This window comes from Nonomuraea sp. NPDC001684, from assembly GCF_053596515.1.
Map to the genome: position 1 here is coordinate 1 of NZ_JBSFGJ010000230.1, position 15,017 is coordinate 15,017.

Below are 15,017 nucleotides of genomic sequence, written 5' to 3' on the forward strand. Positions count from 1 at the left end.
GAGGCGGTCGCGCCGGGCAACCGGGAGCTGGGGGTGATGCTGCCCGCGACGCCGCTGCACCATCTCCTGGCCGTACGGCTCGGCCAGCCAGCGGTCCTGACCAGCGGAAACCGGTCGGACGAGCCCATCGCGCACCGGGACGACGACGCCCTGGACCGGCTGTCCGGCATCGCCGACGGCTTCCTCGTCCACGACCGGCGCATCCACGTCCGGGCCGACGACTCGGTGGTGCGCCTGTTCCGCGGCCGGGAGCTGCCCGTCCGCCGCTCGCGCGGGTACGTGCCCGCCCCCGTGACGCTGCGACGGCCGCCGTCGCGGCACGTGCTGGCCTGCGGCGGCGAGCTGAAGAACACCTTCTGCCTGGTCAAGGGCCGCCACGCGGTCCTGTCGCAGCACATCGGCGACCTGGAGGGCTACGAGACCCTGCGCTCGTACGCGGAGGGGATCGGCCAGTTGAGCCGGTTGTTCGGCGTCCGGCCCCGGCTCGTCGCCCACGACCTGCACCCGGAGTACCTGTCCACCAAGTACGCGTCCGGCCTCGACGGCGTCGAGCTCGTCGGCGTGCAGCACCATCACGCCCACATCGCCTCCTGCCTGGCCGACAACGGCGAGGAGGGCCCAGTGATCGGCGTCGCCCTGGACGGCCTGGGCCTGGGCTCCGACGGCACCCTGTGGGGCGGCGAGCTGCTGATCGCCGACCTGCGCGGGTTCGAGCGGGCGGGGCACCTGGAGGCGGTGCCCATGCCCGGCGGGACGGCGGCCGTACGGCAGCCGTGGCGCATGGGCGTGTCCTACCTCGACGCGATCTACGGCGACGCGCCGCCGGACCTGCCCTTCGTCCGGCGGCACCGGGACCGGTGGGCGGCCGTGGCGGCGCTGGCCCGCACCGGGACGAACGCGCCGCTCACGTCGAGCGCGGGCCGGCTGTTCGACGCGGTGGCCGCGATCGCCGGGCTGCGCGACCGGGTGCTCTTCGAGGGGCAGGCGGCGATCGAACTGGAGCAGTTCGCCGAGCCTGGCGAGCGGGCCGCCTACCCGGCGGCGCTGTCCGGCGGGCCGGAGCTGGTCGTGTCCGGGACCGACCTGGTCCGCGGCGCGGTCGAGGACCTGCTGGCGGGCGTGCGGACGCCGCTGGTGGCCGCGCGCTTCCACAACGGCCTGGCCCGCGTCCTGCTGCGGGCGGTGCTGGCGCTGAGCGAACGGACGGGGCTGCGCGAGGTGGCACTGTCCGGCGGCGTCTTCCAGAACGTCGTCCTGCTGGAGCGGATGGAGGCAGGGCTGCGGGAGGCGGGCCTGCGGGTGCTCCTGCACTCGCGGGTGCCGCCCAACGACGGCGGCCTCAGCCTGGGCCAGGCCGCCGTCGCCGCCGCCCTCGACCACGCCGGATGACCCACGCCGGATGACCCACGCCGGATGACCCACGCCGGATGACCCGCGCCGGATGACCCGCGCCGGATGAAGCGCCGGTCGGCCGCGGCTCAGCAGATGCGCGGCAGCGGGTCCCCGACGAGCATGTCGACGATCCGGGTGCCGCCGAAGGCCGTGTCGAGCAGCACGAGCCCCGCGGGCTCGGCACGCACCCGGCCGACCACGGCCGCCTCCGCGCCGAGAGGATGGCCGCGCAGCGCCTCCAGCGCCCTTCCGGCCTGATCGCCGTCGACCACGGCGACGAACCGGCCCTCGCAGGCGACGTACAGGGGGTCGATGCCGAGCAGTTCGCAGGCGCCGTTCACCACCGGGCGGACCGGCACCGCCGACTCCTCCACCACGATGCCGAGCCGCGAGGAGCGGGCCAGCTCGTTGAGCACCGTCGCCACCCCTCCGCGCGTGGCGTCCCGCAGCACCCGCACCCCGGGGACGGCGTCGAGCAGCGCGGCGACGACGCCGTTGAGCGGCGCGGTGTCGGAGGCGAGGTCGGCCTCGATGTCCAGCTCCCCACGAGAGATCATGATGGTGACGCCGTGCTCGCCGATCGGCCCCGAGACGATGACGGCGTCGCCCGGCCTGATCGCCGACGGCGTCAGCTCCGTCTCCCGCTCCAGCACGCCCACGCCGGCGGTGGTGACGTAGCATCCGTCCGCCTTGCCGCGTTCCACGACCTTGGTGTCCCCGGTGACCACCTGGACGCCGGCGCGGTCGGCGGCGGCGGCCATCGAGGTGGCGATCCGCCGCAGGTCGGCGACCGGGAAGCCCTCCTCCAGGATGAAGCCGGCCGACAGGTACAGGGGCCGGGCCCCGCAGACGGCCAGGTCGTTGACCGTGCCGTTGACGGCGAGGTCGCCGATGTCGCCGCCGGGGAAGAACAGCGGGAAGACCACGAAGGAGTCGGTGCTGAAGGCCAGCCGTCCGCCCGCCACCCCCAGCACGGCGCCGTCGCCGAGCGGCTCCAGGATCGGGTTGCGGAACGCGTCCACGAACACGGCCTCGACCAGCGTGTGCGAGGCGCTCCCGCCCGCGCCGTGGGCCAGCGTGATGCGCTCCTCCCGCACCCGGGCCCGGCGTCCCCGGGCGCGCTCGATGCGCAGCAGCACCTCTTCCTCGCGGGTCGCCGGGCCGGCGGGCCCGCCCGCCTCGCGGACGGCCCGCTCGGCCCATCCGGCGGTGCGCTCGGTCGTCATGCCGTGGTCGCCTCCTTGGCCCGCGTGCGGGTGAACCGGCCGAAGTTGTAGTACGCGGCGCAGGCGCCCTCGGAGGACACCATGCAGGTGCCGATCGGCGTCTCCGGCGTGCACGCGGTTCCGAACACCTTGCACTCCCACGGCTTGAGCACGCCCTTGAGCACCTCGCCGCACTGGCACGCCTTCGGGTCGGCCACCCGTACGCCCGGCACCTGGAAGATCCGTTCGGCGTCGTGGGCCGCGTAGGCGTCGCGCAGGCGCAGCGCGGAGTGGGAGATGAAGCCGAGGCCGCGCCACTCGAAGTACGGGCGCAGCTCCATGACCCGGCCGATCGCCTCCAGCGCCCGGCCGTTGCCCTCCCACGGCACCACCCGCGTGTACTGGTTCTCCACCTCGGCCCGCCCCTCGGCGAGCTGCCGCAGCAGCATGTGGATCGACTGCAGCACGTCCAGCGGCTCGAACCCGCAGCAGACGAGCGGCTTGCCGTGCTCCTCGGCGATGAACGCGTACGGCCGGCAGCCGATCACGGTGGAGACGTGGCCCGGCCCGATGAAGCCGTCGAGCCGCAGGTCCGGCGAGTCCAGGATCGCCTTGATCGCCGGAATGATCATGACGTGGTTGCAGAAGACGGAGAAGTTGCCGAGCCCTTCGGCCGCGGCCCGCAGCACGGTCATCGCCGTGGACGGCGCGGTGGTCTCGAAGCCGATCGCCATGAAGACGACCCGGCGGGCGGGGTTCTGGCGGGCGATCCGCAGCGCGTCGAGCGGGGAGTACACCATGCGGATGTCCGCGCCGGCGGCCTTGGCGTCCAGGAAGGAGCCCTCGCCGCCGGGCACCCGCATCATGTCGCCGAACGAGGTCATGATCACGTCCGGTTCGCGGGCGATGGCGATCGCGTCGTCGACGCGTCCCATGGGGATCACGCAGACGGGACAGCCGGGCCCGTGGACGAGGTTCACGTTAGGCGGCAGGTAGTCCTCGACGCCGTGCTTGTAGATCGTGTGGGTGTGCCCGCCGCACACCTCCATGAAGGTGTAGCGGCGGCCGGGCTCGCACAGCTCCGCGATCCGCGCGGCCAGGGCCCGTGCCGTCCGGGCGTCGCGGTACTCGTCGACGAAGCGCATGCCGGCGCCTTTCACGTGATGTCGGATTCCGCGAGCGCCTGGAGCTCGTCGGTGTAGGCGGGGCCGAGGCCGGTCAGCAGCGCCAGCGTCGCCGCGGCCTCGCTCTCGTCGATCCTGGACATCGCGAAGCCCACGTGGACCAGGACCCAGTCACCGGGCCGGACCGGGCCGTCCAGCAGGCCGACGCTGATCGCGCGGCGTACGCCGGCGACCTCGACGGTGGCCAGGTCGGCCCGGTCCGGCAGCAGCTCGACGATCTCGCCGGGGATGCCAAGACACATCGTTCCGGGATCACATCTGCTTGATCTTGATGTAGCGCCTCAGCGCCGGGAGTTCCTTCCAGAACATCCCCAGGAGCACCGCCCCGGCCAGCCCGGCCAGCAGCGTCGTACGTGGTCGCCGCATGTCTGTTCTTTCCTTCTCAGCCTGGCGGGAGGTTGGGCATGACCGGCAGGATCGGGTCGTGCTTCTTGGGGCTGATCCCCGTCGAGCGCCGGGCGTCGGCCGTGCCGTCCCGGTGGTGTCCCGCCTGCCGCTCGTACGCGCCGGGCCGGTTGCCCTGCTCGACGCCCTTGACGTGCGCCGTCGCGTCGGGTGCGACGTCGGGCTTGCCCACCTTGATGTGTGCCATGGTGCGGGTCCTACCCCCGGCGATGCCCTGCGTCGTCGAGCTGGGCGAAATACTGCGCGATCTTTGCCCATACCTGATCGCCGCCTGACATACCGGTCCATTCACCTCGTACCAGGGCCATCAGCCGGTAGCAGTCGTCGATCGGGACCAGCCAGCACTCACCGGCCCCCCGTACGCCGTTGACGAGCAGCGCCTCGACCATCGGCCGCATGGTGCCCAGCTCCTCGGCGCGGGCGGCGACCGCCTGCCAGGCCGCGGCGTCCAGGTCGCTGCGGGTGCCGCCCAGCGGGCTCGGGTAGTGCGCGGTGGCCGAGCCGTCGGGCGCGGTGACGAAGAACGCCAGGCTCACGGGGATGCCGAGGTCGGCCGGCCGCACCCCGGTCAGCCGCAGCCGCCGTTCGGGCACCCGCAGGAAGTGGCCGTCGCCGTCCGGCTCGAACAGCAGCGCGCACGCCCGGCACGCGCACAGCACCTCCGCCGAACGCGTGTCCACGACGTGCCCGTGCTCGCCCCGGACCGGCGCCTCGCACAGCTCGCAGCGCGCGCCCGCGTCCCGGCGGCGCGCGGTCCGTCTGAGCAGGCGGCCGTGCGCGGTCGTGCTCATGCGGCGCCGCCGGGCCGGACCAGCAGCGCCTCGGCGGGGACGAAGGCGACCGGCGCGGCGCGGCTCACCTCGACCGTCTCCACCTCCGGCGCGACGGCGCGCACCGCCTGCTCGACGGCCAGCCGTACCGGCTCCGACCCGGACGAGCAGCCGCCCGTCAGCCGCACCCGCGCGACGTCGTCCGTCACGTCGGCGAGCCGCGCCTCCACCCCCTGGGCGCGCAGGGCGCCGGCCAGGCCGTCGAGCGCGCGCTCGATCCGCCGCCGGAGCGGCTCGGGATGGATGTCGTGCAGGACCAGCAGGTGGCCGAGCAGCTCGTCGTCGGCCAGGGCGGCGGCGACGGCGGACCCGGCCGGAGCCCGGTCCATGACCCGGGCCAGAGCCTCGCCGTAGACCTCGGCGAGGATGGCGACGGCGTCGAGCGCCGTCTCCGCCGTCGGGCCGGGCGTGCCCTCCAGCCGCCCCAGGGTCTCCTCCAGCCGCTCCAGCAGGCGGGCCACCGCCTGGTCGTCCAGGCGGTCCGGCTCAGCCATGGCTCGCGCCGAACATCGGCGAGTGCAGCTTCTTCACCGTGCGTCCCTTGCCGACGTACATGTGCACGCCGCAGGGCAGGCAGGGGTCGAAGCTGCGCACCGCGCGCATGATGTCGACGCCCTTGAAGTCGTCCGGGCCGTTCTCCTCGAAGATCGGCATGTCCTGGACGGCGTCCTCGTACGGGCCCGGCGTGCCGAAGCTGTCGCGCGGGCTGCCGTTCCAGGGCGTGGGCGGGTACGGGTGGTAGTTGGCGATCTTGCCGTCCCGGATGACCATGTGATGGGAGAGCACGCCGCGCACCGCCTCGTGGAACCCGACGCCGATGGCCTCCTCCGGCACGGCGAAGTCGGCGAACACCTTGGTGTCCCCGGCGCGCATGCGCTCCATGGCCTGCTCGACGAAGTACACCGCCATGGCCGCGGCGTAGGCCACGAAGTACACCCGGGCCCGGTTGCGTTCCAGGGCGTTGGACCAGGGCGGGATGCGCCACTCCAGGGTCGTCTCCGGCAGGTCGCGGCCCTTCGGCAGCGAGATCTGCACCGACGAGCCCGTCGCCTTCACGTACGGGGTGTCCACGATGCCCGACAGGGCGGTGACGTACAGGCGGGCGAAGGCGCCGCCGCCGGTGTCGAGCGCGAGGTGGTCACCGGTGCGCGGGTCGAGCCACCGGGGGCTCATGACCCAGCTGTAGTTGCCCTCGAAGTCGCGTTTCTGCGGCGCGGGCAGGGTCGTCTGGTTCCACGGGTGCCGCATGTCGATCGGGTTGCCGAGCGGGTCGTGGGTGACGAACGGCTCCTCGGCGGTCCAGTCGTCGTAGTACGAGCTGCCGAGCAGGATGCGGATGCCGAGGTTGATGTCGACGAGGTTGTTGGTGACCAGCTCGCCGTCCACCACGATGCCCGGGGTGACGAACATGGCCTTGCCCCAGTCGTTCATCGTCTCGTAGCGGTAGTCGACCACGGCCGGGTCCTGGAAGGCCCCCCAGCAGCCGAGCAGGATCCGGCGGCGGCCGACCTCCTCGTAGCCGGGCAGCGCCTCGTAGAAGAAGTCGAACACGTCGTTGTTCAGCGCGACGGCCTTCTTGACGAAGTCCACCACGCCGAGCAGGCGCGAGAGGTAGTCGGTGAACAACGTCGGCTCCGGCATCGTGCCGACCCCGCCCGGATAGACCGTCGACGGGTGGACGTGCCGGCCCTCCATCAGGCAGAACATCTCCCGCGTGACGCGGCTGATGCGCAGCGCCTCCTTGTAGATGTCGCCCTCGAACGGGTTGAACGCCTCCATGATGTCGGCGATCGTGCGCTTGCCGTGGATCGCCGCCCCGGGCGCCTCGGTGGTCCTGGCCCGCGCCAGCAGCGTCGGGTTGGTCTCCTTGACCATCGCCTCGCAGAAGTCCACGAAGACCAGGTTGTCCTGGAAGATCGTGTGGTCGAACATGTACTCGGCTGCTTCGCCGAGGTTGACGATCCACTCGGCCATCGGCGGCGTCTTGATGCCGTACGCCATGTTCTGGGCGTACATCGAGCAGGTGGTGTGGTTGTCGCCGCAGATGCCGCAGATCCGGCTGGTGATGAAGCCCGCGTCCCTGGGGTCCTTGCCCTTCATGAACACCGAGTAGCCGCGGAACAGCGAGGAGGTGCTGTGGCACTCGGCGACCCGCCGGTTGGCGAAGTCGATCTTCGTGTAGACGCCCAGGTTGCCGATGATGCGTGTGATGGGATCCCACGACATCTCGACGAGCTCTCCCGGTGGTCGCCGGTCGGGCGCTTCCTGCTCGGAGACGGCCATGTGCTGATGTGTCCTCTCTGGCGTCGCGGGCCCTTACGGGCGCCACCGCGGATCGAAGCCGCTGGTCAGCGCGTCACGGTTGTGCCGCCACCGCGGCTCGGCGTTCGCGGTGTTGTTGGTGATTCCGCGCATGCGGCGGATGAACGCCCCGTAGGGCTTGATCAGCATCGAGGACAGGCTGCTGCCCGGCGGCATGTCCATGAACGGCATGAACTTGTCGGGGAAGCCGGGCATCGTGCAGCCGATGCAGATCCCGCCGACGTTCGGGCAGCCGCCCACCCCGTTCATCCAGCCGCGTTTGGGCACGTTGCAGTTGACGACCGGGCCCCAGCAGCCGACCTTCACCTGGCACTTGGGCGAGTTGTAGTCCTTGGCGAAGTCGGCCTGCTCGTAGTAGGCGGCACGGTCGCAGCCCTCGTGCACGGTCCTGCCGAACAGCCACTGGGGACGCAGCAGCGCGTCCAGCGGCGGCGGCGGCGCCGAACCGGCCGCGTGCTGCAGGACCCAGGTGAGGGTCTCCATGAAGTTCTCCGGCTGCACCGGACAGCCCGGCACGTTCACGATGGGCAGCCCGCCGGCCGACCGGAAGTCCCAGCCCAGGTAGTCGGCCAGGCCCATGCAGCCGGTCGGGTTGCCCGCCATGGCGTGGATGCCGCCGTAGGTGGCGCAGGTCCCGATCGCGACGACCGCCCAGGCGTTGGGGGCGAGCAGGTCGATCCAGGTGTTGAGGGTCATCGGCTCGCCCGTGTCCGGGTCGTTGCCGAACGACGTCCAGTAGCCCTCTCCGTTGATCCTCTCGTTGGGGACGGACCCCTCCAGGACGAAGATGAACGGCTCCAGCTCGCCGCGCGCCGCGGCCCGGAAGGGGGCCAGGAAGTCCTCCCCGCCCAACGTCGGGGACAGGACCTTGTTGTGCAGGTGCACCTTCGGCAGCCCTGGCACGAGGCCGGTGACGACGTCCTCGATGGCGGGCTGGGACGCGGCCGTCACGGAGACGGTGTCGCCGTCGCAGCTCATGCCCTCGGAGATCCACAGGATGTGCATCTCGTCGAATCCGCTCTTCTGATCGGCCATGTCACGTCTCTCCTTCACGTCAGCGGCCTGTTCTCCAGCCGGTGCCGGCGGGTCTGTCAGGCGGTTCCGGGAACCGGTTCGAACGTGATCGACTCCACCACGACGCTCTCGTCCGTGATGCTCTCCACGTCCATCCCGCCGCAGCTCCGGCAGGCGAGCAGGTCCGTGGCGGTGCGGGCCTCCTGCTCGGCGCCGCATCCCGCGCAGCGCATCAGGTACGGCACGGTGACGAGTTCGACGGTCGCGTCCTGCACAACCGTGCCCGCGGCGGCCAGGCGGAAGCCCGTGTCGATGACCCGCGGATCCACCGGGTGCCCGCCGACGCGGACGCGCACCGCGTTCACCCGGCGTCCACCGGCCCGTCCCAGCGCGGCCTCCACGATCGCGTCGCACAGCCCCAGTTCATGCATCGGTGGTCTCCTTCTCGATCTTTCCCGCCGCCTCCTGCCAGGCCAGCTCCGCGACGAGGCGGACGGCCCCCTCCACGGCGGCGGCCACCGGTTCGGACAGCTCCATCACCTCGTCCAGGACCGCGGGCCGGCAGCCCACGATCACGACCCGCTCGACGCCGCCGCCGAGGTGGTTCAGCAGCCGGAGCACGGCGTCCGGATGCAGCCCGTGCCCGTCGATCGCCACGTCGCCCCCGGACGGCCGGTCGTCGGCCTCGATGACGGCCAGCGTTCCCGGCGGGCCGTCGAGCGGGACGGCGTCGACCAGGATCAGGGTGTCGTAGCGGCCGTCCAGCAGCTCGTAGGCGAGGTGGACGCCGCGGATGCCGTAGTCGGCGACGTCGGCCGTCGCGGGCAGCTCCGCCCGGTCCAGGCGCCTGACCACCTCGACGCCGAAGCCGTCATCGCCCAGGAACACGTTCCCGATGCCGGCCACGAGCACGTTGCGGGAACCGCCGGTGCTCATCCCGCCTCCAGGGGCTCGACCTCGTCGAGGGTGAAGTAGCGGTAGCGCCCGTACCAGCGGTTCAGGTCGGCGCCCGGGTCGTCGTCGACGGTGACGGCCAGGTGCCAGGTGTCGTCCACGTCCTGGAGGACGTCCTCGACCAGGCCGGTCCTGCCGTCGAGGAACATGTCCTGGGGGTCGGTGCCCGACCGTCGCGGCCGGAGCCTGACCCGGCTTCCCTTCGAGACCTCCACCCCGGCGACCGTCACGCCGTCCACCGCCGCCGCGGCCCGGCTGGAGCGGACCGCGCCGTGCAGCCGTGACAGCGCGGCGGGCGGCATGGAGTCGACGCGGTCGATGATCTCCGCGGCCCGCGCGTCGGTGGCGCGGGCCTCCCGCTTCTCGGCGTCGGTGAGCGTGAGGGTGCGCAGCGACAGGATCTCGTCGATCTCCGTGGCGTCGTGCAGGTCGCCGGGGCTCTCGGGGGCCACGCGCGGGTGGTCGTACAGGATGATCGGGGAGGAGAGCACGACGTCCCGCGCGCCGGGCGTACCGGCCAGCACGGGGAAGGTGCCCGTGTTGACACAGTCGCGGGCCGCCGCCGCGGCCCATTCCGGCGGGTCGAGCAGGGAGACGAACGAGCCGCCGCGCGTGGCGAGCAGAGTGTGGCAGCTCAGGAGCGAGGCGCGCAGCGCGTCCTCGCGGGCGGCGTCGGCGGGGGTGGCCGGGTCGTCGTTCTCGACGCGGCAGCGCAGGCGCAGCAGCGGGGACGCCGTCGCGCACCGCGTGGCCGAGACGGCGACCGACGCCCGGATCGCCGACCGGCTGACGACGATCCGGCCGCCGTCCAGCGGCCGGATCTCCTCGCCCGCCGGCACGCCGACGGTGATCCGCCGCTCGCCCGCGAGCAGTTCGGCCGTGCCGGCACGCAGGTCGAACTCGCGCGGCACGGCCTCGTCGAAGCTCAGTTCCAGCGTGGGCCCGTCCCCCAGGGAGTCGACCGGCCGCCAGGCGCCGTCGGCGCCCCGGCGCTGCACCTGACGCCGCTGCTGGTGCAGGAAGCGGATCCGCAGCTCGACCGTGACCTCGCCGTCCGCTTCGAGCAGGCATTCCGTCTGCTGGCACCACGATTCGGCCGAACCCGCCACGCCCGCGCCGGTGAGCCCCCGGGCCCGTGCCCAGGCGGGCGGCAGCAGCACGCCGAACTGCCACCGGACGCGGTTCTTGCCGGAGGAGCGGCGGTAGGGGTACAGCAGGTACCCCTCGTACAGGATCGCGTCGGCGATCGCACGGACGCTGTCGAAGGTGTCATCCGGACCCACGGTGTCCGGTATAGCAAGAGATGCACACGTACGGTAAGTAAGCTTGTACAGTGTGTGCCGAATTCACCTAGCGCTACCGGCACCGGAATGGCCACCCCCGCTGTACGACAAGCAGCGCCCACCCCACCGGCCTACCGTCCTGCTGCCGACCATCACCGCCTTCGGCGCTCTCACCTTCGGCTGCCCGCGCATCGCCACGGTCGCCTCGGCCACCACCTTGTCGGGACTGTGGACGGTGAGCCGCGTCTATTGGTGGGGGATGTCTACGCCGGCGGAGCGCAGTTTCGCCTCGACCAGCGTGGTCAGCCGGGCCATGGCCGACCCCTGGTCTTCGCCGTGATGGTTGAGCAGGCCGTATCGGGTGACGTCAATGCGGGCCTGGAGGCCGCTTGAGATCGCGAGCAGTGCGGGGTTGGCGAGGAAGCGGTCGGCCACGGCGGTCGCGAGTTCCTCGATGCGGGGGTCGTCGGGCGCCAGGTCCTTGGCGGCCCAGCATTCCTTGTTCAAGGCGACGAACCGAGTGTCGTCGAGGACGTGCTCGGCCTTGGTGAGATAGTCGTCGAAGCCGTCGGGGACCAGGGCAGCCCTGGCCAGCACCATGCCCTCGCGGTAGGCCGCCACCTCATCCGGGGTGAAGCCGAGGTCGGCGGCCCGCTCCAGCAGCGCGCAGGCCCGGTCGGGCAACAGGGCCCGGTCGCTGTTGGCGAGCCGGTCCAGCGAGTCGCCGCGCGCGACCAGCTCCTCGATCCGCTCGGTCAGCCGCCGTTTGACCTCGGCCAGGCGGACGGCGAACCGCTCCGGATCGGCATCGAGCAGGGCGGCGATCTCGGACAGCGGTACGCCGGACTCGGCCAGTGTCCGGGCCTGGACCAGCCGCAACAGGTCGGACGACCCGTAGCGGCGATAGCCGGAAGCGTCCCGGCGCGGTTCGTCGACCAGGCCGAGCCGGTGGTAGTGGCGGACGGTCTTGATCGTGACGCCGGCGAAGGCCGCCGCCTGGCCGATCGTGACGCCGCCGGTCATGGTCATCAGCGACTTTCGCGGGTGAGGGCGGCGAGCTCGCGGGTGGCCTCGGCGATGGCGCGGAAATCCTTGCGCACGATCGTGCCGTGGTTGCCGGCGACCTTCGCGCCTATCGTGAGGTTCGGGTTGCGGGCGAGCACAGGGTTGAGAGTAGTGCGCATCTGCTCCTGCTCGTCATTCCTGCTTCCCAGGGCCTCCCCCGAGCCGACCACATACCGGACCGGGACCGTCAGGCTGTCGAGGACCGGTTCGAGGGCGGCGTGCAGGATGTGGGCCTCGATGTTGATCTCGGCATGCTGTGCGGCACTCATCCGCGCGGCGTTGCCGATGAGGCGCGCCATCGGCAACGCCCATCGGGCCTTGTGGAACAGCCGCCGGATGCGTTCGTGGCCGGCCTCGTCGGTCCACCCGGACGGAAAGGGGCCGTCGACCCCGACCACGCCGGCGACGCGGCCCGGATGCCGGGCGGCCCAGTGGACCCCGAGCAAGGCGCCGTAGGACCAGCCCACCAAGAGCGGCCGCTCCACCCGCCTGGCTTTGAGGACGGCGTCGAGATCCCGGACGCAGGCCTCGAAGGAGTAGTCCGCCGACTTCTTCGACTTGCCGCGAGCCCGCTCGTCGTAGGTGATGTGCCGCCACCCCGGCCCCAGGGCGTTGATGACGGGCCGCCAGTGCCGCTGGCTCGCGTAGGAACCGTTCAGGTAGACCACGGGGATGCCTGACCCGCCGGTGTCGGTCACGGCCAGTGCGGTGTCCTCCACCGGCAACAGGCCCTTCCACCCCAGGTGGGCAGCGTTCGAGTTCGTCATGCCACCAGCGTCACCCTTGACCCTAGGGTCAAGGTCAAGTCGCGTTTCCGTGAACTCCGGCCTGTCACAGTCGTCGCGGGTCTCCTTCACCACCACGCCGCTCATCGGCCCCGGCTACCGGCCAAGATCTTCTGGGGTGCCGCCGGAATGCGGCAGAAACGGGCCGCATCCGGCTGACCCGAAAGAACACGGTCCTGCCCGGTCGCTGTGGGCGTATCGTCCCCGATCATCGGAGCGGCGGCATCGCTACCCCTCGTCCCGCCGCCGGTGGGAGAGGCGCGCCACCGCGCCGAGGACGGAGGCGGCGGCGACCGCTGCCGGATCGTCGCCGCCGCGCAGCCGTTCGAGGGCCACAACCGCCTGGTCGCGGCCGACGTCACCGGTGAGCAGCCCGACCGCGATCCGGTACCGCACCCCCCGATCGCCCTCAACGGCGAGCCGCGCCAGCAGCGCCCCGGCCGAAGCGCCCAGCGCGGCCCGCACCCGAACCCGGAGATCACCGTCCTGAAGCGCGTCGTCGAACACCCCGGTGAACATCCCCGGCCCCCGCAGCCGGGCGAGCACTTCGAGGGCGACCATCCGGACGGGCGTTCGCGCCGACTCGGGTGGATCGTCATGATCCCGATCATCGAACTCGCCCGGATCCCGCACGAGAGGTGCCACGACCGCCGCGTCGCCGGAGTCCCCGTGCGCCGCGAACCACCGCAGCGCCTCGGCCCGCGTACCCGGATCGGCCGCCGACAGATTCGCGAGCATCTCCGCCCTCACGCGTCCATGATCCCTCCAAAGACGGGAATCGGGGTCCCGGTGCAAGCCGTCTGACCGCCGCACTGGGCCTGTCCGGAGTTGTGATCAATGGTGTCGGGTTCGGGCCGGTAAGGGGCTGTGGGCTGGGAGACCACCCCGCGGGGTGCGACGCGCTGTCATGCCGCCCGCAGGCGCCGCACAGCCCGCCGGATCGCCGTCGGAAGGAACCCCGCACCGACGCTGACCGCGGCCGCCGCGACGGCCAGCAAGGTCGACCGCCAGGGCCAGGCCGCCCCGGTGAGCGTCAGGTGGGCGGAGGGGTACTCCGTGAACTTCGCCGTGACCCGGGCCGTGGAGCGGTCGCTGTGGCGGGCGAGATCACGCAGGACCGGATCAAAGCCGAACTCACCGGCATGCCGTCCCCCGCCGGGCAGTTCGACGGCCAGCTTGTTGCGGTGCGCCCAGGTGCGCAGCGACGTGTCGACGGCCGACACATCCGCGACACCCGGCACCACGAAGCGGTCCACTCCGTGGGAGCTGGAACCTGTCGGCTGGGCGATCAGGACGAGGCCGTGACGAGTGGTGACTGTGCCACGGCTGCCCAGGACCACCGTACGTGCGCTGAAGGACACCCCGCCGTACGCTTCGAAGGCGGCTGCGGCGTCGATCTCATCGACGCCGTCGACCAGGCCGATCCCCACCGTGGAGCGCCGCCAGGGGAACGCGGCGTTCAGCGCGTACGGCAGGTCGCCGAGTGTCAGTTGGTTGGCCGGGATCGAGGTCGGCCCGTCCAGAGTCCAGCCCGGATACGACAGGCCATTCCCGATTCGGGCGGCTTCGCCGTTGCCTGCCAGTTCCTCCACGACGCGTAGGGCTCCGACCGTACCGGAGGTGACGCCGGCGGTGGTGGTGACCCGGCCGTCCTCCACATACCTCTGGCCGCGCTTCCAGTGCACCCGGGGGTAATCGCGCTGCAAGGAGCCGATGTTGGACCAGAAGGAGGTCGCGTCCCGGCCGTCCAGCAGGCCGGAGGCCGCCAGCAGCTCCGAGCCCGCGCATACTCCCAGAACACGCGCGCCCTTGCGGTGCCGCTCCACGATCCACTCCCGCAGCCGCGCCTCCTTGGCGCCGGCCGGTTCGGTCACCGCGGGCACGACCACCACATCGGGCTCAGGGATCACTCCCCGTCCCACCTCGGCCAACGTGTGGTCGGGCAGGAGATGGGCTCCGCCGGACAGCGGGGAGGCGCGGCGCTCGGCTGCCACGGTGTAGACGAAGAACTTCTCCGACTCGGCGAACACCCGGTACGGCGCCATCACGTCGGTGGCCACAGACCCCTCGTTGCTGACCACCACGGCCACCGTGATCCGGCCGGTCGGCACGGCCGGCGCGGTCGGCCACGCACGCGCGTCCGATGCGGTCGGTGCGGGGGCGAAACTGTCCGCCATCGACATGCTCACCCCCGCGAAGGCGATCCCGGCGAACGACGCCGCCGACAGCGCCGTGCCCATGAGCACCCAGCCCGCACGGCGGACCACCCAGCGCCCCCTGTTCAATCTTGACACGACATACCTCCATAAAGCGGTCGATCAATGGCGGTGCGGCACACGCAACCGCCCCCATGGGGAGAACAAGAAAGGAAGTGGCCGAGGGAAGGCGTCAGGAGCCGTTCCCGGCGGGCGTTTCAGCCGGCGGGGCGCAACTGCGTGCGGAGTCGGGACGGCGAAATGCCGAAGCTCGCGGTGACCAGACGGCGCTACTGCCGTGCGTCACGGAAGCCGCAACGGGCGGCGATCGTCTCCACCGTCAGGTCGGTGTCCGTCAGCAGGGCACGGGCCCGTTCCAGGCG

At 71.9% G+C, this 15,017-nt stretch carries 17 protein-coding genes; 1 reads left to right on the forward strand and 16 read right to left on the reverse strand.

Annotation, left to right across the window (positions count from 1 at the left end; genetic code table 11):
- Nucleotides 1-1,389, forward strand: a 1,389-nt coding sequence (locus ACWCSD_RS31605; RefSeq protein WP_449920297.1) for a Kae1-like domain-containing protein, incomplete at its 5' end; no start/stop codon positions are given.
- An 89-nt stretch (nucleotides 1,390-1,478) separates the two neighbouring features.
- Here ACWCSD_RS31605 and hypE read toward each other — a convergent pair.
- The 16 genes from hypE to ACWCSD_RS31685 all read right to left on the reverse strand — a co-directional run bounded on the left by hypE (nucleotide 1,479) and on the right by ACWCSD_RS31685 (nucleotide 14,679).
- The gene (gene hypE, locus ACWCSD_RS31610; RefSeq protein WP_449920300.1) at nucleotides 1,479-2,618 is read right to left on the reverse strand and encodes a hydrogenase expression/formation protein HypE; all 1,140 of its coding nucleotides are present in this window, start codon (nucleotides 2,616-2,618) and stop codon (nucleotides 1,479-1,481) included.
- On the reverse strand, nucleotides 2,615-3,742 hold the full coding sequence (gene hypD / locus ACWCSD_RS31615; protein WP_397159181.1) for a hydrogenase formation protein HypD: 1,128 nt from the start codon (nucleotides 3,740-3,742) through the stop codon (nucleotides 2,615-2,617). The genes hypE and hypD overlap by 4 nt, the downstream gene beginning before the upstream one ends.
- A gap of 11 nt (nucleotides 3,743-3,753) precedes the next feature.
- Complete coding sequence (locus ACWCSD_RS31620; protein ID WP_397159182.1) at nucleotides 3,754-4,023, reverse strand: HypC/HybG/HupF family hydrogenase formation chaperone; 270 nt, start codon at nucleotides 4,021-4,023, stop codon at nucleotides 3,754-3,756.
- Between the two features lie 10 nt (nucleotides 4,024-4,033).
- Nucleotides 4,034-4,147, reverse strand: coding sequence for a DUF6893 family small protein (locus ACWCSD_RS31625; protein WP_397044786.1), 114 nt, complete (start codon nucleotides 4,145-4,147; stop codon nucleotides 4,034-4,036).
- Nucleotides 4,148-4,163: 16 nt separating this feature from the next.
- Entirely contained in the window at nucleotides 4,164-4,373 is a 210-nt protein-coding gene (locus ACWCSD_RS31630) for a hypothetical protein (protein ID WP_397169357.1), read from the reverse strand.
- A gap of 10 nt (nucleotides 4,374-4,383) precedes the next feature.
- Nucleotides 4,384-4,977 (reverse strand): DUF5947 family protein, encoded by a 594-nt coding sequence (locus ACWCSD_RS31635; RefSeq protein WP_397159190.1) that lies wholly within the window; start codon nucleotides 4,975-4,977, stop codon nucleotides 4,384-4,386.
- A complete protein-coding gene (locus ACWCSD_RS31640) occupies nucleotides 4,974-5,510 on the reverse strand; it encodes a NifU family protein (RefSeq protein ID WP_397159192.1) in 537 nt (178 codons plus the stop codon). The genes ACWCSD_RS31635 and ACWCSD_RS31640 overlap by 4 nt, the downstream gene beginning before the upstream one ends.
- Nucleotides 5,503-7,299: a nickel-dependent hydrogenase large subunit gene (locus ACWCSD_RS31645; RefSeq protein ID WP_397159194.1), complete on the reverse strand. Its 1,797-nt coding sequence runs from the start codon at nucleotides 7,297-7,299 to the stop codon at nucleotides 5,503-5,505. The genes ACWCSD_RS31640 and ACWCSD_RS31645 overlap by 8 nt, the downstream gene beginning before the upstream one ends.
- 33 nt (nucleotides 7,300-7,332) lie before the next feature.
- Nucleotides 7,333-8,373, reverse strand: a complete 1,041-nt coding sequence (locus ACWCSD_RS31650; protein WP_358295853.1) for an NADH-quinone oxidoreductase subunit B family protein — start codon at nucleotides 8,371-8,373, stop codon at nucleotides 7,333-7,335.
- Between the two features lie 56 nt (nucleotides 8,374-8,429).
- Complete coding sequence (locus ACWCSD_RS31655) at nucleotides 8,430-8,783, reverse strand: hydrogenase maturation nickel metallochaperone HypA (RefSeq protein ID WP_397169351.1); 354 nt, start codon at nucleotides 8,781-8,783, stop codon at nucleotides 8,430-8,432.
- Complete coding sequence (locus tag ACWCSD_RS31660; protein ID WP_397159198.1) at nucleotides 8,776-9,288, reverse strand: hydrogenase maturation protease; 513 nt, start codon at nucleotides 9,286-9,288, stop codon at nucleotides 8,776-8,778. The genes ACWCSD_RS31655 and ACWCSD_RS31660 overlap by 8 nt, the downstream gene beginning before the upstream one ends.
- Nucleotides 9,285-10,589 (reverse strand): hypothetical protein, encoded by a 1,305-nt coding sequence (locus ACWCSD_RS31665; RefSeq protein WP_449920309.1) that lies wholly within the window; start codon nucleotides 10,587-10,589, stop codon nucleotides 9,285-9,287. The genes ACWCSD_RS31660 and ACWCSD_RS31665 overlap by 4 nt, the downstream gene beginning before the upstream one ends.
- Before the next feature lie 246 nt (nucleotides 10,590-10,835).
- Nucleotides 10,836-11,618: a MerR family transcriptional regulator gene (locus tag ACWCSD_RS31670; protein WP_397159202.1), complete on the reverse strand. Its 783-nt coding sequence runs from the start codon at nucleotides 11,616-11,618 to the stop codon at nucleotides 10,836-10,838.
- Nucleotides 11,618-12,421, reverse strand: a complete 804-nt coding sequence (locus ACWCSD_RS31675) for an alpha/beta fold hydrolase (RefSeq protein ID WP_397159204.1) — start codon at nucleotides 12,419-12,421, stop codon at nucleotides 11,618-11,620. Before ACWCSD_RS31675 ends, ACWCSD_RS31670 begins: the two co-directional genes overlap by 1 nt.
- Before the next feature lie 246 nt (nucleotides 12,422-12,667).
- On the reverse strand, nucleotides 12,668-13,189 hold the full coding sequence (locus ACWCSD_RS31680) for a hypothetical protein (protein ID WP_449920314.1): 522 nt from the start codon (nucleotides 13,187-13,189) through the stop codon (nucleotides 12,668-12,670).
- 155 nt (nucleotides 13,190-13,344) lie between these two features.
- Nucleotides 13,345-14,679: a DJ-1/PfpI family protein gene (locus ACWCSD_RS31685; RefSeq protein ID WP_449920316.1), complete on the reverse strand. Its 1,335-nt coding sequence runs from the start codon at nucleotides 14,677-14,679 to the stop codon at nucleotides 13,345-13,347.
- Nucleotides 14,680-15,017 lie beyond the last annotated feature (338 nt).

Coding starts and splice junctions, on each gene's coding strand:
- ACWCSD_RS31675 (WP_397159204.1), bottom strand. CDS start 12,421: ATGACGAACTCGAACGCTGCCCACCTGGGGTGGAAGGGCCTGTTGCCG.
- ACWCSD_RS31635 (WP_397159190.1), bottom strand. CDS start 4,977: ATGAGCACGACCGCGCACGGCCGCCTGCTCAGACGGACCGCGCGCCGC.
- hypE (WP_449920300.1), bottom strand. CDS start 2,618: ATGACGACCGAGCGCACCGCCGGATGGGCCGAGCGGGCCGTCCGCGAG.
- ACWCSD_RS31670 (WP_397159202.1), bottom strand. CDS start 11,618: ATGACCATGACCGGCGGCGTCACGATCGGCCAGGCGGCGGCCTTCGCC.
- ACWCSD_RS31685 (WP_449920316.1), bottom strand. CDS start 14,679: ATGGGCACGGCGCTGTCGGCGGCGTCGTTCGCCGGGATCGCCTTCGCG.
- ACWCSD_RS31650 (WP_358295853.1), bottom strand. CDS start 8,373: ATGGCCGATCAGAAGAGCGGATTCGACGAGATGCACATCCTGTGGATC.
- ACWCSD_RS31625 (WP_397044786.1), bottom strand. CDS start 4,147: ATGCGGCGACCACGTACGACGCTGCTGGCCGGGCTGGCCGGGGCGGTG.
- ACWCSD_RS31655 (WP_397169351.1), bottom strand. CDS start 8,783: ATGCATGAACTGGGGCTGTGCGACGCGATCGTGGAGGCCGCGCTGGGA.
- ACWCSD_RS31630 (WP_397169357.1), bottom strand. CDS start 4,373: ATGGCACACATCAAGGTGGGCAAGCCCGACGTCGCACCCGACGCGACG.
- ACWCSD_RS31645 (WP_397159194.1), bottom strand. CDS start 7,299: ATGGCCGTCTCCGAGCAGGAAGCGCCCGACCGGCGACCACCGGGAGAG.
- ACWCSD_RS31620 (WP_397159182.1), bottom strand. CDS start 4,023: ATGTGTCTTGGCATCCCCGGCGAGATCGTCGAGCTGCTGCCGGACCGG.
- ACWCSD_RS31660 (WP_397159198.1), bottom strand. CDS start 9,288: ATGAGCACCGGCGGTTCCCGCAACGTGCTCGTGGCCGGCATCGGGAAC.
- ACWCSD_RS31640 (WP_397159192.1), bottom strand. CDS start 5,510: ATGGCTGAGCCGGACCGCCTGGACGACCAGGCGGTGGCCCGCCTGCTG.
- hypD (WP_397159181.1), bottom strand. CDS start 3,742: ATGCGCTTCGTCGACGAGTACCGCGACGCCCGGACGGCACGGGCCCTG.